Here is an 18,223-nt window from a genome sequence, read left to right on the forward strand (position 1 = left end):
TTCCGCTCTCTCCCCCTCTCCACAGGAGCCGTACGTGATCGACCGCAAGAGCCTCCTCGCCGACCTGCAGAAGCAGGTCAAGGCGGCAGAGACCGACCTCGAACAGCAGGTCAAGGCTGTCCCCGAGGTCGGGGAGCGGCTGCGCGGCGAGTACGACCAGGCCCGGAAGCTGGGCCGCACGGCGGCGACGTGGAACGCGTGGCTCGGTGAACGGATCACGCAGGTCGCCGTGGCGTGGATGCTGGGTACGGTCTTCGTCCGCTTCAGCGAGGACAACAAGCTGATCGCTGAGCCGTACATCACGGCGCCGGACGTGGCGGGGAGGGAGATCGCGCAGGCGCGGTACGAGGAATATCTGGAGAAGGACGCCGATCCTACGTATCGAGGGTGGCTGGAGGCTGCGTTCGCCGAGTTGGGGGCTGGGCAGGCTGGGCGGTTGCTCTTCGATCGCGATCACAACCCGCTGTATCAGATTCCGCTTTCGCATGAGGGGGCGGGCGCGCTTCTGGCGTTCTGGCGGGAGCAGCGGGCTGGCGGGGAGGGTGAGTCCAGTGGGGGTGGCGGCCCGGTGCTCGTGCACGACTTCACCGATCCGCTGAGCGAGGACGGCACTGAGGGATGGGACACCCGATTCCTCGGCGACCTGTACCAGGACCTGAGCGAGGCGGCCCGTAAGACGTACGCGCTGCTCCAGACGCCGGAGTTCGTGGAGGAGTTCATCCTCGACCGGACGATGACGCCAGCGATTCGGGAGTTCGGCTTCGAAGAGCTGAAGATGATCGACCCGACATGTGGATCGGGACACTTCGTGCTGGGCGCGTTCCGCCGCCTGGTGCGGATGTGGACCGAGCAGCGGCCCGAGGTGGAGCCGTACGAGCGCGTGCGGGCGGCGTTGAGTTCAGTCCATGGGGTGGACCTCAACCCATTCGCGATCGCGGTGGCCCGCTTCCGGCTATTGGTTGCGGCGATGGCCGCGAGCGGCATGCGGACGTTTGAGGAGGCGCGACGGTATGAGTGGCCGATCCAGCTCGCGGTCGGCGACTCGCTCATCAAGGATCGACAGCTGGAGCTGCAGCTTGGGCTCTCGCTTGAGAACGAGGGCGGTGGTACGGCTGGTGACCCACTAGCCGAGTTCTCGTACGCAACGGAGGACGTACACGAGTACCCGGGCCTTCTGGCGGAAGGTCGGTACCACGTGGTCGTGGGAAACCCTCCGTACATCACAGTCAAGGACAAGATCCTCAACCAGCTGTACCGAGCGATTTATGATGCGTGTGCGGGAACGTACGCATTGTCCGTCCCCTTTGCCCAGCGCTTCTTCGAACTCGCCAAGCGTGGCAAGGCCGATGGTGGCGGCTACGGCATGGTCGGGCAGATCACCGCGAACTCCTTCATGAAGCGGGAGTTCGGTACGAAGCTCATTGAGGAGTACTTCGCGCACAAGGTCGAACTCACTGAGGTCATCGACACATCCGGGGCCTACATTCCCGGGCACGGTACGCCAACAGTAATCCTCGTGGGACGACCGAGGGACGGATCGAAACGCCAGGCGACGATCCGGACGGTGCGGAGTGCGCAAGGGGAGCCGTCAGCTCCGGAAAACCCAGAGCAGGGTCTTGTCTGGCAGGCGATCGTGAAGCAGATCGACCTGCCAGACAGCGTAGGACAATGGGTTTCGGTGAGCGACCTGGAGCGTGATCGGCATTTCGGGAAGCAACCATGGGTCCTGGCTGATGGCGGACTTGAGATGCTAGAAAATCTGGCTGCATCCAGCGGAGGAACCCTTAAGCAAACTGTCACCCGAATGGGTTACACCGGACAGACGAACGCAGACGGTGTCATGCTGATGACCCGCGCTGCCTGGTTCAGGCGCGGAGGAACAGAAGACTTCGGTCGAGTCTTCGTGACAGGTGATCAGGTTCGCGACTGGTTGCACACCGAGGAGACTTTTTCCTTTTTCCCCTACCTGAAGGCTGGCGAGAAATTCTCGCTACTCCCTCTCGCTGAAGGGAGCAGCGAGTACAAGTGGATGTGGCCAGCCAGAACATCACTTGGGAATCGCGCCACATTCTCTGGTGGGACCTATTTTTCGGAAAAACGCACTTGGTACCAGTGGCACCAAGTGACAGCCAGTCCTGACTGTCACCCCTGGTCCATCACTTCCCCCCTGGTCGCAACTCACAACCACTTTGCACTCGAACGCGGCGAGAAAGTCTTCAATAGGCATGCACCCGAAGTGAAGCTCCATAAGAGCGCGACGGAGGAGGAACATGTGCGGCTACTTGGGCTGCTCAACAGCTCCACGGCCGGGTTCTGGCTCAAGATGGTGAGTCACAGCAAGGGAACCGAAGGACACCAGTCCGGCATCAAGACGGAACTCTGGGAGCAATTCTTCGAGTTCACCGGAACCAAGCTCCAGGAATTCCCACTCCCCTCGGAATACCCCACGACGCTCGCCACCGAGCTTGACACCCTGGCCCAGAAGCTCGCCGCGACGACCCCCGCCGCATGCGCCGACGAAGCAGTCCCCACTGCTTCCGCTCTACGCGAAGCCCAGGCTCGCTACCATTCAACCCGCGCCCGAATGATTGCCCTCCAAGAGGAACTCGACTGGCAGGTCTACTCCCTCTACAACCTCCACTCTGAGGACTTCCGCCTCCCTGACGCCTCCGCCGTCCCCGAACTCACCCTAGGCGAACGCGCCTTCGAGATCGTGCTCGCACGCCGAGTCGCCGCCGGCGAGGCCAGTGGCGAGTGGTTCAAGCGCCACGGGTCCACTCCCATTACCGAGATCCCCGCCCACTGGCCCGCCGACTACCGTGCCCTCGTCCAGAAGCGCATCGACGTCATCGAGTCGAACCGAGCCATCGGTATGGTCGAGCGCCCCGAGTACAAGCGGCGCTGGGCCACCGAGGGCTGGGACGCGATGAAGCAGAAGGCGCTGAAGTCCTGGCTGCTGGACCGGATCGAGGACCGGGCCCACTGGTTCGACGTCAACGGCAACCCCACCGTCACCACGCTCCCCCGCCTCACCGAAAGCCTGTCCGCCGACGAGGACTTCGCCTCCGTAGTCGAGCTGTACGCACCTCGTCAGGACCTCGCGAAGACCGTGCGCGAGTTGCTCGCCGAGGAGCACGTGCCCTTCATCTCCGCCCTCCGCTACAAGCCCGCCGGGCTGAAGAAGCGCGCCGACTGGGAGCACGTCTGGGATCTCCAGCGCGAGGAGGACGCCGCGCCCGACGAACCCGCCAAGCGGGAGGTCCGCAAGCGAACGCCCGTACCGCCGAAGTACACCTCCGCCGACTTCCTGAAGCCGAGTTACTGGCGTGCGCGCGGAAAGCTCGACGTGCCCAAGGAACGGTTCGTGTCGTACGGCACGGTCAACGCGCAGTCGCCGGAGCTGTACGGCTGGGCCGGCTGGGACCACCTGGAGCAGGCCCTCGCGCTCGCCTCGTACATCCAGCAAGCCGGGCTCGGTGAGGACGAACTCGTCCCGTATCTCGCCGGGTTGCTGGAGCTGCAGCCATGGCTGGACCAGTGGTACGGCGAGTACGACCCGGAGTTCGGGGCGTCGCCTGCCGCCGAGATCCTGGCGTTCCGGCAGTCGAAGCAGGGTGCGCTCGGGCTGACGGACGACGCGCTGCGTGCCTGGCGCCCGGCGGCCGCCACCCGCGGGCGCGGTGCGGTGAAGAAGGCCGCCGCTCCGAAGAAGCGCGCCGGCGCGAAGGCCGCCGCCCAACCGGCCGGCACTGACACCATCACCGACACGACGACCGATGCCGCCACCGGCACCGAGTCCGACTGAGCAGGGCGAGGAGAAGCAGACCCACCATGGCGTTCATGAGCAGGAACAACTCTCGTCCCGAGGACCGGCCGCTGCTGCGCGAGTTGATCGACATCCCGGAGTCGGTGTCGACTTCCGACTTCGTGCTGAAGCTGAACGAGGCGGTCACCCCCGAGGGGGCCGAGGCGGCGCTGAAGAACTACGTCGTTACTGACCGGTTGCTCGGCAACTTCGACGAGGCTCTCGACCTGATCAAGTCGGCACTCGACAGCCACTCCTCCAAGGCCGCCTATCTCCATGGTTCGTTCGGTTCCGGTAAGTCGCACTTCATGGCGGTGCTGTACGCGCTGCTGTCGCGAAACCAGGTCGCGCGGGCCCGCGCGGACCTGGACCCCGTACGGGCCCGGCACGCCTGGCTGGACGCCGACGACCGCAAGTTCCTGCTGGTGCCGTACCACATGCTGGGCTCCAAGTCCCTGGAGCAGCGCGTGCTCGGCAAGTACGTGGAGCACGTGCGCAAGCTGCACCCCGGCTGCCCGCTGCCGCAGGTCTATCTGACCGACGGGCTCTTCGAGGACTTCGCCGAGCAGCGCCGGCGGAACGGCGACGAGCGGATCATCGAACAACTCGCCGATGCCGGAGGCGGCCAGGAGGACGAGTGGGGTGACTCCTTCGCCTGGACGACCGAGCTGTTCGATGCGGCGGTCGCCGCACAGGAGGAGCACGACAACACCAAGAGCCTCGACCTGGAGAGCCCCTCCACGCCACAGGAGTTGCGGGCTCGGCTGGTGCAGGATCTCACCCAGACTCTGTTCCCCTCCTTCGCCCGGAACGCCTCCGAGGACGCCGACGGGTTCGTCTCCCTGGACAAGGGGCTCGGCATCATCGCCGCGCACGCCAAGGAGCTGGGCTATGACGGGCTCGTCCTGTTCATGGACGAACTGATCCTGTGGCTGGCATCGCGTATCCACGACCAGAAGTTCGTCTCCCGCGAAGCCGACAAGATCACGAACTTCGTGGAAGGTGCCGACGAGCGGCGCGCCATCCCGGTGGTGTCGTTCATCGCCCGCCAGCGCGATCTGCGTGAGCTGGTCGGCGAGGAGATGTCGGGAGCCGCCGAGGCCGCCGTGCAGGACACCCTGAAGTTCAGTGGTGGCCGCTTCGACAAAGTGGTGCTCGAGGATCGGAACCTGCCGCAGATCGCCCAGGCACGCCTGCTCAAGCCCGCATCCCCGGAGGCGGAGGCGAAGGTGGAGGCCGCGTTCGCCGAGGCGAAGAAGCTCGGCCCGGATGTGTGGGACACTCTGCTCGGTCACGACAAGTCGACCACCGGGGCGGACGAGACCGCGTTCCGGCGGACGTATCCGTTCCCGCCGGCGTTCATGGACACCCTGGTGCATATCTCGGCCGCGTTGCAGCGGTCCCGCACCGGCCTGAAGCTGATGAGCCAGCTACTCGTCGATCACCGCGACGACTGGCGGCTCGGGCAGCTCGTGCCCCTCGGTGATCTGTACCCGGCGATCGCCGGGGGCGGTGACAAGGCGTTCAGCGGAGAGACCAGTGTCCACTTCGAGGCCGCCGAAAAGCTGTACCGGGACAAGCTGCGCCCGTACCTGCTGAAGGCCAACCAGGTCACCGAGGACCAGGTCGAGGCGTACCGCCGCCATCCCGAGACCCTCAACGATCCTCAGCTCACTGCCCGCTGCCGTGACTTCACCGGTGACAGTCGGCTGCTGCAGACGCTGCTGCTGTCCGCGCTGGCGCCGAGTGTCCCCGCTCTCGCCGACCTCACGCTCGCGCGGCTGCACGCCCTCAACCACGGTTCCATCACCACCCGTATCGCGGGTACCGAGGTCGGCCGCCTTGAGCACAAGGCCAAGGAATGGGCGGTCAACTTCCCGGAGATAAAGGTCACCGGTAACGGGCCGGGCGCGGTGGTGCGCCTGGAGCTCACCGGCGTCGACCTCGACGCCGTCCTCGCCAACGCTCAGGTCCACAACAACCAGGGCAACCGCCGTACCAAGATGCGCGCCCTCCTCAAGGACGCGCTCGGCGTCAGCGACGGGCCCGGCGGCTTCGACGCGTACGACGTGCTCGGCCTGGTGTGGAAGGGAACCGAGCGGCAGGTCGAGGTGGTCTTCGGGAACGTCGCCGATCCCGACTCCCTGCCCGAGACCACGCTGCGCCCCAGCCAGGACGACGCCTGGCGCCTCGTCGTCGACTTTCCGTACGACGAGGGCGAATTCGGGCCGATGGACGACTTGCAGCGGCTGCGCTCGCTGCGGGAGAAGCCGGGCGGTGACTCGCGCACCCTGACCTGGCTTCCCACGCATCTGACGGATGCCTCCCGCGCCGACTTCGAGCGTCTCGTCGTCATCGACAAGGCCCTCGCGGACGAGGCCCGCTTCGATGCCGAGTACGCGAGGAGTCTGAACGCGGACGACAAGGAGCGCGCCAAGGGCATGCTCCAGTCGCAACTCGTCGTCCTCACCGAGCGGGTCAACCAGGCCCTGCGGCAGGCGTACGGGCTCGCGCAGAAGCAGGAAGGAGTGGTCGACCTCAGCTTCGACAACCATCTGGTCGCCCAGCAGGACGTACCCGATCTGAGGCCGCCGCTCGGCGCGCCGCTGGATTCCGCCGCCCGCGACCTGGTCGGCAAGCTGCTCGCCCAGCAGTACCCCGCGCACCCCGATCTGGACCCCGAGGGCGCGGGCAGGCCCGTGAAGCCCGCCGAGATCAGGACCGTCTTCGAGTACGTACGCAAGGCCGCCGAGAACCGTGATGGGCAGGTCGAGGTCGAAGCCAAGGACCGCAAGGTCATGGCCCGGGTCGCGGGGGGACTCGGGCTCGGCGCCATGCGGGAGGCGTACTACCGGCAGTCCACCGCCTGGCCCGACCACTTCAGCAGCCAGGCCCGGCGGGACGGTATCGCCGAACCGACTCTGGTCAAGCTCTCCGATTGGAGTGACCTTCCCGTACCGCGCGGTCTGCCCGAGCCGCTGCGTAGGCTGCTCGCCGCCGCCTACGCGGAGATGACCGACCGAGTGTGGGTGCGCGGCGGTACCCCCGTCGAACCCGCGCCCGCACCGCACGAGCTCAAGCGGGACTACGCCCTGCGGGAGCAGCAGCTGCCCAGCGAGAGCGACTGGGACGAGGCGCGCAAGCGGTTCGAGACCGTGCTCGGGGACCGGGCGCCGCAACTGCGGCGCGGGCGGATCGTCAACCAGTTCGCCGGGCAGATCAAGCACGCTGCCAGCGTGCTCGCCCAGGACGCAGGACGGCTCGTCGGGGAACTGGAGAAGCACCGCGCCTTCCTCCGCCTCGACGACGACTCGCCCCGGCTCGTCCTGGCCCGGCGGGCGCAGGAACTGGTCAAGGAAGTGACGGAAGCCGGCCTTGAGGCCAAGGCCGTCGTGGACCGGCTCGCTCGCTTCGACCTCGGCGACTTCACCGCGCACCGGTACGGGATGTCCCTGAAGAGCGCTGGCAAGGTCGCCGCCGCGCTGCAGAACACCAGCTGGGACCAGCTGGGCCTGGCCGACACCCTCGGCGTGGACGGCGCGGCCGTCCTGGAACGGGTGCGGGATGCCGCCGCTGGCGATCCGGGGGACTACCCCGACCTGCCCGGAGTGCTCAATGCCGGTGGCCGGGAGGTGCTGTCCCTGCTCAGGGCCCGACAGACCACTGCCGAGCGTTCCCAACCGCCCGTCGCTCCGTCGCCGAGCTCGGACGACGTGGACCTGAGAGACGGCTCCGCACACCCGCAGGTACTGCCGGAGCCGGAGCCTCGTACTCCATCCCCATCGCGGCCCGCGGCCCGTTCCGGCGGCGGGCGTACCACCGCCGCCCGAGCCGCCGCTGAACTGCAGGCGGAAATCGCGGCGCTCGCAGCCGAGAACCCGAACGCCACCGTCCAGGTCGTCTGGAAGGTCATCGACTGATGCCTGACACGGTCACCGCGACCCCCGCGACCGTCGGCCCCGCCCGGCTGTCCGCAGGAACCGTCCGCCAGTACGTCGCCTCCCGTAGTCGGCTCGGCGACGGCACGGCCCGCGTTCTGCTGCTGCGGGCCGCTCCCTCATGGGACGCGCCCGCCGTACAGCGGACGGCAGGCGGGCTGCGGGCGCGCGTGGCCGTGGCTCCCTCCGTGCTCGCCGTGCACGAGCAGATCCTGGGCCACCTCGACGCGGCGGAGCCCGTGGAACCCAAGGTCCTGGTGGTCCTCACCGACCGTGAGGACACCGACCTCGACCCCGGGCTGCTCGCTCGCGTCTACGGCGGCAGGATTCGGTCCGTCGACAACTGGGAGGTCGTGCGGGAGGCGTTCGACGCGCGCGGCATCGACGGGCGGCTGCGCGGCGAGAAGTGGGCGGCCGAAGCACTCCTCGACGCTGCGGCAACCCGAGGCTGGCCCTCCCTGGGTCGGGGCCTGCTCTCCCGCGACGAGGCCCTCACCCGGCTGGCCCGTCGGCGCCTGCGGCTCGGGCGCCACGACACGGACCCGCTGGGAGGGCCGGCCGCACACGACGACGGGGACCGCATCGATCCCGTCGCACTGTTCCAGTGGACTCTCACCCCCGGCGGGCCGGACCTTCTGCGTGGCCTGCGCGGCCCGGAGCGGGCCGGTCTAGCCCGCTTCCTCTCCGAACCCGAACAGGGCGGTTCCACCGGCCGGATCGTCACCGCCCTGGTGAACGCCGAACACGGGGCGGACGCAGCGGCGTACGCGGTGGTGTGCGCTGCGCTGTGGGGGCACGCGGAAGCCGACCATGACCTGTACCGGGCGCGCGGGCGCGCCGAGCGGTGGCTCGGCGAGACGCCGCCTGCCCAGGGTGACGATCTCGACAGACTCCTGACCTCGTTCGGGCAGAGCGGCGAGGCGTACGTCCGGGGCCTGGTCGACCGGGGAGCCCACCGGCTCGCAGACCCCGTCCTGACGCGGGCCGCGCAACTCGTCGCGCAGTTCGGGGCGCGAGCAGCCGCTTCGGCCAGCCCGCTGCTCGAAGCCGGACTCGACGCGCGTTTCACGGCTGCGGGCCACGCACTGTCCGGCGGCGACGAAGAGAAGGTCACAGCCTCGATCACCGCACTGACCGAGCACGCACTCGCCGCGGACGGCGCCGCGCAGGCCAGGATCGAGCGCGTACGCATGGCCGCACGGCTGCAGCGGTGGCTCAAGACCCGGCCCGCTACCATCGCCTCGGTCGCCGACGGAACCGCCTACCAGGTCCGCGAACTCGGCTGGGCAGACCGGGCCTTGGAGCACCTCGAAGCGGGCGGCGACACCGACACCGCACTCGCCGATGCATACAGCCGAATCGGCAATCAGGTGCGTGAGCGGCGCAGGGAGCTGGACCGGGCGTTTTCCGAGCGGCTCGCGGTGTGGACTGCGGACGGCACCGATCCCCGCTCCATGCTCACCGTGGAGAGCTTCCTCAACCGCATCGTCACGCCTGTCGCCCAGAGCCCAGGCCGACGAGTTCTGCTGCTCCTCATCGACGGCATGAGCGCGGCGATCGCCGCCGAACTCGGCGAAGAACTGCGGGGCCAGTGGGCCGAGTTCGACCCCCTCACCGACGCGACGGGCCAACCGGTCCGACGAGCGGTTGCTGCCGCGCTGCCCACTCTGACCGCCATCTCCCGTACCTCGCTGTTCGCGGGCACCCTGATGAAGGGCGACCAGAACGACGAGAAGCGGCTCTTCCCTCTCCATCCCTGCTGGAACGGGGCCCCGGCTGCCGTATTCCACAAGGACGACCTGCGCGGCCCCGATACAGGCTCGCCCTTCTCCACCGCTCTCAGCGAGGCGCTGTCCGACGAGCGCTCCCACGTCGCGGTCGTCCTCAACACCGTGGACGACCGACTCGGCAAGGAGCAGAAGCTCGGCGACGGCGCCTGGACCGCGAAGGAGATCGGCGGCCTGGAACCGCTGCTGCGCGCCGCCCGTGCGAACGACATGACCGTGCTCATCACGTCGGACCACGGTCATGTCGTGGAACGACGCGGCCGCAAGCTCGATGCGGCCGGCGGCACCGTCGGCTCGGCACGTCATCGCATCCCTGGCGGGCTTGTCACAGCGGACGAGATCGAGCTGTTCGGACCCCGGGTGGTCTGGCCGGAACCGGGGGCGCGGATCGTCGCGCTGCGCGACCACGACGCCCGGTACACCGCGCTGAAGGCGGGCTATCACGGCGGCGCGACACTCGCCGAGTTCACCATCCCGCTGCTCGCCCTGCTGCCGTTCGGCGCCGAGCCACCCGCGGGATGGCGCGAGCTGGGCGACCCAGCGCCCGTGTGGTGGGAGGAGAGCACCGAGGCCGCAGTCGAAGTGGCGGCGGAAGGTGCTCCCACCCACGACGCCGCCGCAGCACGCCCGCAGGGCAAGCAGCCGAAGAAGTCCGCGCCTGTACCCGAGGGCGTCATCGGTCTCTTCGGTGAAGAGGAGGTGGCCCCCCCGGTACCGCAGGCACCCGCCGAACCCGCGCACCAGGCGACAGTCGATCTGGCGGATGCATCGGCGGCCGCGCCCGCTTCGGCGGCAGACCCCGCCACCGCACTGGTGGAGCGGCTCCTGGCAACCGAGCTGTACCAGGCGCAGCTGGGCCTGCTCGCCCGACCGCCGCGGGACAAGACGATCCTCCCGAGGGCGCTGACCGCACTCGTCGAGGCAGGCACCCTGTCGATGACCGCCCTCGCCGAGCGCGCTGGCCAGCCGGCCACCCGCGCCCCCGGCTTCGCTGCGACACTCGCCCAGCTTCTCAACTACGACGGAGCCCAGATCCTGGAGATTCTCCCGGACAACCGCACGCTGCGCCTGCACCGGGCCCAGTTGATCGAGCAGTTCGGCCTGTGAGCCGGCACCACCGCCCCTGCCTGTCTTCCAACCGGCGGGGACGTGTACGCCTGGATGGGAGACTGTTCCGGTGAACGGGTTTGGATCTTCAGCCTCCGGCGCCGCCCCCGTCGGGGCCGTACGCCGCCGTGCCGTGGTGGACGCGCTGCGGCGCGGCGCCGTCCCCGAGAGCGGTCTCGACCTGCTTGCCACCGGACTCGGCCGGTTCGAGCAGGCCATCGACGAGGAACTCGACACGGTCGCTGCCGGCGGCTCGGTGTTCAAGGCCGTACGTGGTGAATACGGCTCCGGTAAGACCTTCTTCACCCGGTGGCTCGGCGAACGCGCCAAGCGGCACACATTCGCCGTGTCCGAGGTGCAGGTGTCGGAGACCGAGACACCCCTGCACAAGCTCGAGACCGTCTACCGGCGCCTCACCGAACGGCTGAGTACCGCGAGCTTCCCGCCCAGCGCCCTGCGCCCGGTGGCTGACGCCTGGTTCTACGCCCTGGAGGAGGACGCCCTCGACGATGGCGCCAGCGAGAACGAACTGGCACAGGCGGTCGACCGGCTGCTCACCGCGCGCCTGGCCGAGGTGTCCCGGCACGCACCCGCCTTCGCCACCGCCCTGCGCGGGTACAAGCAGTCTCTGGACGCCGGCGACGAGGCCACCGCAGCCGCGGTGATGTCGTGGCTCGGCGGGCAGCCGCACGTCGCCGCAGCCGCCCGGCGCAGCGCGGGCGTCCGAGGCGACCTGGACCACTTCGGTGCCTTCGGATTCCTCCAGGGCCTGCTCACCGTGCTGCGGGATGCCGGACACGCGGGGCTCATCCTCGTCCTGGACGAGGTGGAAACACTGCAACGGGTCCGCTCCGACGCCCGCGACAAGGCACTCAACGCCCTGCGCCAGCTCATCGACGAGGTCCACTCCGGCCGTTTTCCCGGCCTGTACCTGGTCATCACCGGCACCCCCGCCTTCTACGACGGCCAGCAGGGCGTGCAGCGTCTCGCCCCGCTCGCCCAGCGTCTCGCCACGGACTTCACCACCGACCCGCGCTTCGACAACCCCCGTGCCGTCCAGATCCGCTTGCCGGGATTCACCGAGGAATCGCTGGTCGGACTCGGCTCCACCATCCGTGACCTTTACGCCGAAGGCTCCCAGTCTCCCGATCGCATCAAGCAGCTCGCCGATGACGCGTACCTCACCGACCTGGCGCGCGCGGTGGGCGGGGCCCTTGGTGGGAAGGTCGGAGTCGCACCGCGGCTGTACCTGAAGAAACTGGTCGGAGACGTACTCGACCGGATCGACCAGTTCGACGATTTCGATCCGCGTACGCACTACAAGTTGACCGTGGGCACCGGTGATCTCACCGCAACTGAACGGAACTTCGCCGCACCCGCGCCGGCCGCCTCGGCTGACGATCTCGACCTGGATCTCTGAGGATCGATCGGCCGGAGCTCCAACCCCCGTAGTCCCGAACTCCGACGACCAGCACAGGAGTCACCGACGTGCAGGACCAGCCGCGCGGCACCGACCCGGTGGACCGCCTCGACCCGGTGGTCCTGCACCACGTCGTCAACACACTCGGCTGGCCCGATCTGCGGCCTCTGCAGAAGGCCGCCGTAGGCCCGCTGATGGACGGCGAAGACGCCATCCTGCTCGCGCCGACCGCCGGTGGGAAAACCGAGGCCGCCACCTTCCCCCTGCTCTCCGCCATGCGGGAGAACCGGTGGACCGGCATCTCGGTGCTCTACCTCGCCCCGCTCAAGGCGCTCCTGAACAACCTGGTGCACCGGGTCGACAGCTACGCCCAGTGGCTGGGCCGCCGAGCCGCCCTGTGGCATGGCGACACCGGAGAGTCCGTACGTCGCCGTATCCGCACCGAGTCCCCCGACTTCCTGCTCACCACCCCTGAGTCGCTCGAAGCGATGCTGATCAGCGTCAAGACCGACCACGCCCGCATGCTGGGAGGCGTACGGGCTGTCGTCGTCGACGAGGTGCACGCCTTCGCAGGGGACGACCGCGGCTGGCACCTGCTCGCCGTACTGGAACGCCTGGAGCGGCTGACCGGCCGTCGCATCCAGCGCGTCGGCCTCTCCGCCACCGTCGGCAACCCCGACACGCTCCTCACCTGGCTCCAGGGCGCAAGCCCCGCCGACCGGCCCGGCAGAGTCATCGCCCCCGGCGTCACCCTGCCCGCCAGCGCGGACGCCGCAAGCACCACCGACGTCCCGCGCCCCGCAGGGGAGGTGGAACTCGACTACGTCGGCTCCCTCGCCAACGCGGCAAAGGTGATCTCCGCTCTACACCGGGGCGAGAAGCGTCTTGTCTTCTGCGACTCCCGCAAACAGGTGGAAGAACTCGGCGCCGCACTCCGCGCCCGCGACGTCACCGTGTTCCTCTCTCACGCCTCCCTCTCCACCGACGAACGCGCCCGCTCCGAGCAGGCGTTCGCAGAGGCCCGCGACTGCGTCATCGTCTCCACCTCCACCCTGGAGCTCGGCATCGACGTCGGCGACCTCGACCGCGTCATCCAGATCGACTCCCCCAGCAGCGTGGCCTCCTTCCTGCAGCGCATCGGCCGCACCGGGCGCCGAGCCGGCACGTCCCGCAACTGCCTCTTTCTCGCCACCCGCCCCGACACGCTGCTCCAAGCCGCAGGACTGCTCTCCCTGTGGGCCCGCGGCTGGGTGGAACCTGTCACCCCGCCTCCTTCGCCTCGCCACCTCGTCGCCCAGCAGCTCCTTGCCGTCACCCTGCAGGAACACCGCATCGGCGACCGGCTGTGGCCCGAGCAATGGAACGGCCTCGCCCCCTTCGACTGCTCCGCCTCTCCGCTCCTGTCGCACCTAATCTCCGAGGGTTTCCTAGACAGCGACGGCGGGATGCTGTTCGTCGGCCCCGAGGCCGAAAAGCACTTCGGCCGACGGCACTTCATGGAGCTGACCGCCTCGTTCACCGCGCCCCCCGAGTTCACCGTGCTCGCCGGCCGTACGGAGATCGGCACCACGGATCCGTCCGTCCTCACCGAGGAGCGTCAGGGGCCACGGCGGCTACTCCTGGCCGGCCGCAGCTGGCAGGTCACCTTCATCGACTGGGCACGGCGCCGCGCCTTCGTCGAACCGGTCGCGGACGGCGGCGTCGCCAAATGGCAGGGCAGCGAGGCCCGCGGCCTGTCGTACGCGCTCACGCGCGCCATGCGCGAAGTCCTGCTCGACACCGACCCGGACGTCAAACTCACTCGCCGCGCCACGGCGACCCTCGCCGAGCTGCGCATGGACCGCGCACCCCACGAAGTACACCCGGCGGGCACCCTGCTGGTCCGCGACGCGGATGCCACGCGCTGGTGGACGTGGGCCGGCTACCGCGCCAACGCCACCCTCGCCGCCTCCCTCGGCAACCTCGCCGACCCCGTGCAGCGCCCCACCGACACCCACGTCCGGCTGCGCCAGGACCTCTCCCTCACGGACTGGAAAGCCGCCCGTGCCGAACTCCCCGACTCCCTCACGCTTCCCACGGTCGACTCTCGCGCCGTACGCGGCCTGAAGTTCTCAGTAGCCCTTCCGCCCCGGATCGCCACCGCAACCCTCGCCGAACGTCTCGCCGACTTCGACGGCGCCCTCGCCGCAGCCCAGGAGCCCGTACGGGTCGAATGGAGTGCTTGATGGCTGAGCAGGTGGCCGCCCCAGACGAGGCCGGGACAGCGGCGTAGGGAGGGACCAGGGCGTCATTTCGGCGTCAAGATACCGCCCGTAACGCCCACACCGGCCATTACGCGCACCCGCAAAACCGCAGGCCAGCCCCCCCCCTACTTCACCGGCTCCAAAATCGCCACACACTCCACATGCTGCGTCATCGGAAACAGGTCAAACGCCCGCAGGAACCGCGGCTGGTAGCCCGTGGCCTTGAAGTAGGCGAGGTCGCGGGCGAGGGCGGCCGGGTCGCAGGCGACGTAGGCGATACGGCGGGGGGACAGGGAGGCGAGGTGGGTCACCGTCTGTTGGCCGGCGCCGGCGCGGGGTGGGTCGAGGACGATGATGTCGACCTCCGTGATGCCGGTGCGCGGCAGCACGGTCTCGACCTTGCCGTGTTCGACGCGGACCCGCTCCAGGTCGCGCAGGTTGTGGCGGGCGTCCTCGACCGCGCGCTTGCCCGACTCGATGCCGAGCACGGCGCCGCGTTCGCCGACCCGTTCGGCGATGGCGCCGGCGAAGAGGCCGACGCCGCAGTACAGGTCGAGCGCCATCTCGCCCTTGCGCGGGGTCAGGCCCTGCATCACGGCCTCGACCAGCACGTCGGGGGCCTTCGGGTGGACCTGCCAGAAGCCGCCGGAGCCGACGCGGTAGGTGCGGCCGTCGGCGCGTTCGCGGACGAAGCCGCGGCCGTGGACGCGGTGAACCCCGCCGTCGTGCTCGTCGATCCGCAGCACCGACACCGGCTTGTCCAGTTCCACGATCGGCAGCCGCTCGCCCGGCTCCGGCTCCACCAGGACCTGTCGGTCCGATGAGCCGGTGGCGGCGATGGCCTGCACGCCAGCCACGCCGGGCCACTCGCGGGACTCGATGCCCAGTTCGCTGACGCCGGGCGCCGCGATCAGGCAGTGGTCGATGCGCTGGACCTCGTGCGAGCGGTGGCGGCGCAGGCCGGCGTAGCCGTCCTGGTCCACCGCGTACTGCACCCGGGTGCGCCACGCGGGCACCTCGCCCTTGGGCAGCTTGTCGCCGGGGGCCGGCTCGACCGTGCCGTTCCAGCCAGCCTCCTGCGGGGTGAGGCCGGCCAGCCTGGCGAGCTGTTCGGTGATCACCTCGACCTTGAGGCGGCGCTGCGCGCCGGATGCCACGTGTTGCCAGTCGCAGCCGCCGCAGGCGCCGGGGCCGGAGAACGGGCAGGGCGCGGGCACCCGGTCCGGCGAGGGCTCCAGCACCTCGACGGCGTCGGCCCGCAGGAAGCGGGAGTCCGCGTCGCCCTCGGTGACCTGCGCCACGACCCGCTCCCCCGGCAGGGTGTGGCGGACGAACAGCACCCGGGGCCGCTCCTCGCCGGGCAGGGTGGTCCGGGCGACGCAGTGCCCGCCGTGCGCGACGGGGCCGATCTCCACCTCGTAGCGCTCGCCGACCAGCGAGGCGGGCTCGCCGGCGCCCGCGGTGGCCCCGTGCCCGGTGTCGGCGCCGGCGGCTCGCTGCCGCGCGTGGCTCGCGCTCGGCCGGTGCGTACGGTTCGTGCGGTGTGTCACGGCGGACGGGCTCCTGACGGAAGAGGAATACGGGGTGGGTCGGGCTCGCGGTCGGGCGGGGTGGGGGTGCGTGGAGTGGGCGGGCTGTGGGCGAGCGGGTCGCCGGGGCCGTTTCCGGGGCGGCCCGGAGCGGCTGGTGGGGCGGCGGAAGAACGCCAAGTCCACCAGTTTACGTGCCCGCGCCGACTCCGGCCGCCCACCGCCGGTGTCCGGCCCTCATCCCGGGCACACGCGGCGCGGCGGTGCCGGGGCCCGGGCCCCGGCACCGCCGCGCCGCGTCAGGTGTCCGCCGACGCCGGGTGGCTACTTCTCGCTGCCCGCCTTCTCGCGGCGCGAGGGTCGGGGCGCCGGGCCGCGGCGTACCGCCCCCGGCGGGTTCCACTCGGCGCGCTTGCGGGCCCGCAGCTTGGCCGCCTCGGAGGAGTCGAGCTGCCAGGGGACCGAGGTGACCATGACGCCGGGGGTGAACAGCAGACGGCCCTTGAGGCGCAGGGCGCTCTGGTTGTGCAGCAGTTGCTCGTACCAGCGGCCGACCACGTACTCGGGGATGTAGACGCTGATCACCTCGCGCGGGCTCTCCCGGCGCAGGCCCTTGACGTAGTCGATCACCGGGCGGGTGATCTCGCGGTAGGGCGAGTCGAGGATCTTGAGCGGTACGTCGATGCCGCGCTCGCTCCACTCGGCCTGGAGCGCCTTGGTCTCGGCCGGGTCCACGCTGATGCTCAGGGCCTCAAGCCGGTCCGAGCGCATCAGCTTCGCGTAGGCCAGGGCCCGCAGCGTGGGCTTGTGGATCTTGGAGACGAGGACGATGGAGTGCACCCGGGAGGGGCGCGCGGAGTCCTCTGGTTCCTCGTCGGTGGCCAGTTCCTCGGCGACCCGGTCGTAGTGGCGGCGGATCGCGCTCATCGTCGCGTAGAAGATGACCATGCCCAGGAGGGCGACCCAGGCGCCGTGGGTGAACTTGGTGACCAGGACGACGACCAGGACCAGGCCGGTGAAGGAGGCGCCGAAGGTGTTGATCGCGCGGGAGCGGATCATGTGGCGGCGCTTGGCCGGGTCCTTCTCGCTGGCCAGGTGGCGGTTCCAGTGCCGGACCATGCCGATCTGGCTGAGTGTGAAGGACACGAAGACGCCGACGATGTAGAGCTGGATGAGCTTGGTGGAGTCGGCCCCGTAGACGTAGACGAGTATCGCCGCCGCGAGCGCCAGCAGCACGATGCCGTTGGAGAAGGCGAGGCGGTCGCCGCGGGTGTGGAGCTGGCGCGGCAGGTAGCGGTCCTGGGCCAGGATCGAGCCGAGCAGCGGGAAGCCGTTGTACGCGGTGTTGGCGGCCAGGAACAGCACGAGCGCGGTGGCCGCGGCGAGCACTACGAACAGGAACGACCCGTCGCCGAAGACGGCCGCCGCGACCTGCGAGATGACCGGGTCCTGGGTGAAGGCGGCGCCGACCGGCTCGCCGTTGTGCAGCAGGTCCTTGGCCGGGTTCTCCGCCATCTTCACGTCGGTGGCCATGGCCAGGCCGATGATGCCGCAGAACATGGTGACCGCCAGGGTGCCCATCATCAGCAGCGTGGTGGCCGCGTTCTTGCTCTTGGGCTTGCGGAAGGCGGGCACGCCGTTGCTGATGGCCTCGACGCCGGTGAGCGCCGCGCAGCCGGAGGAGAACGCGCGCAGCAGCAGGAAGATCAGCGCGAACCCGGCGAGCCCGGTCTTCTCCGCGTGGATCTCGTAGTCGGAGGTGGGCGCGTGCATGGAGTCGCCGAGCACCAGGCCGCGGAAGGCGCCCCAGGCGATCAGCAGGAAGACGCCCGCGACGAAGACGTAGGTGGGGATCGCGAAGAGCTTGCCCGACTCCTTGACCCCGCGCAGGTTCATCAGCGTCAGCAGCACGATGGTGCCCACCGCGAACAGCGTCTTGTGCTCGATGACGAACGGCACCGCGGAGCCGAGGTTCTCCACGCCGGAGGAGATAGACACCGCGACGGTGAGGACGTAGTCGACCAGGAGGGCGCTGGCCACGGTGAGGCCGGCCTTGGGACCGAGGTTGGTGTTGGCCACCTCGTAGTCCCCGCCGCCGCTCGGGTAGGCGCGCACGTTCTGGCGGTACGAGGCGACCACCGTGAACATCAGCACGACGACGGCGACGGCGATCCACGGGCTGAAGTGGTAGGCCGACACGCCTGCCACGGACAGTACGAGGAGGACCTCGCCCGGCGCGTACGCAACGGAGGAGAGCGGATCGGAGGCGAAGACCGGCAGGGCGATGCGCTTGGGGAGAAGGGTCTCACCCAGTTTGTCGCTGCGCAGCGCCCTGCCGATCAGGATCCGTTTTGGCAGGTCGGTCAGTTTGGACACGCAGAGGATCGTAGGCGG

7 protein-coding genes are annotated in these 18,223 nt (G+C 69.4%); 5 read left to right on the forward strand and 2 right to left on the reverse strand.

From position 1 onward, the window contains the following. Positions 1 to 34: 34 nt before the first annotated feature. The 5 genes from pglX to H7H31_RS06870 all read left to right on the forward strand — a co-directional run bounded on the left by pglX (position 35) and on the right by H7H31_RS06870 (position 14,282). Positions 35 to 3,805 carry a BREX-2 system adenine-specific DNA-methyltransferase PglX gene (gene pglX / locus H7H31_RS06850; protein ID WP_187063989.1) on the forward strand — a complete coding sequence of 1,257 codons (3,771 nt, stop codon included), beginning with the start codon at positions 35 to 37 and terminating at the stop codon, positions 3,803 to 3,805. A 26-nt stretch (positions 3,806 to 3,831) separates the two neighbouring features. Beyond that, positions 3,832 to 7,725, forward strand: a complete 3,894-nt coding sequence (gene pglY / locus H7H31_RS06855) for a BREX-2 system ATPase PglY (protein ID WP_187063990.1) — start codon at positions 3,832 to 3,834, stop codon at positions 7,723 to 7,725. Beyond that, on the forward strand, positions 7,725 to 10,637 hold the full coding sequence (gene pglZ / locus H7H31_RS06860) for a BREX-2 system phosphatase PglZ (protein ID WP_187063991.1): 2,913 nt from the start codon (positions 7,725 to 7,727) through the stop codon (positions 10,635 to 10,637). The genes pglY and pglZ overlap by 1 nt, the downstream gene beginning before the upstream one ends. Before the next feature lie 70 nt (positions 10,638 to 10,707). Next, complete coding sequence (gene brxD / locus H7H31_RS06865) at positions 10,708 to 12,057, forward strand: BREX system ATP-binding protein BrxD (protein ID WP_187063992.1); 1,350 nt, start codon at positions 10,708 to 10,710, stop codon at positions 12,055 to 12,057. Positions 12,058 to 12,125: 68 nt separating this feature from the next. Further along, entirely contained in the window at positions 12,126 to 14,282 is a 2,157-nt protein-coding gene (locus tag H7H31_RS06870) for a DEAD/DEAH box helicase (protein WP_187063993.1), read from the forward strand. 143 nt (positions 14,283 to 14,425) lie between these two features. Here H7H31_RS06870 and H7H31_RS06875 read toward each other — a convergent pair whose 3' ends face one another. Continuing rightward, positions 14,426 to 15,736 carry a class I SAM-dependent RNA methyltransferase gene (locus H7H31_RS06875; protein ID WP_187063994.1) on the reverse strand — a complete coding sequence of 437 codons (1,311 nt, stop codon included), beginning with the start codon at positions 15,734 to 15,736 and terminating at the stop codon, positions 14,426 to 14,428. Positions 15,737 to 16,153: 417 nt separating this feature from the next. Beyond that, positions 16,154 to 18,205, reverse strand: coding sequence for an APC family permease (locus tag H7H31_RS06880; RefSeq protein WP_187060350.1), 2,052 nt, complete (start codon positions 18,203 to 18,205; stop codon positions 16,154 to 16,156). Positions 18,206 to 18,223: the final 18 nt, after the last annotated feature.

Source organism: Streptomyces buecherae (assembly GCF_014295035.1).
Classification (GTDB): Bacteria; Actinomycetota; Actinomycetes; order Streptomycetales; family Streptomycetaceae; genus Streptomyces; species Streptomyces youssoufiensis.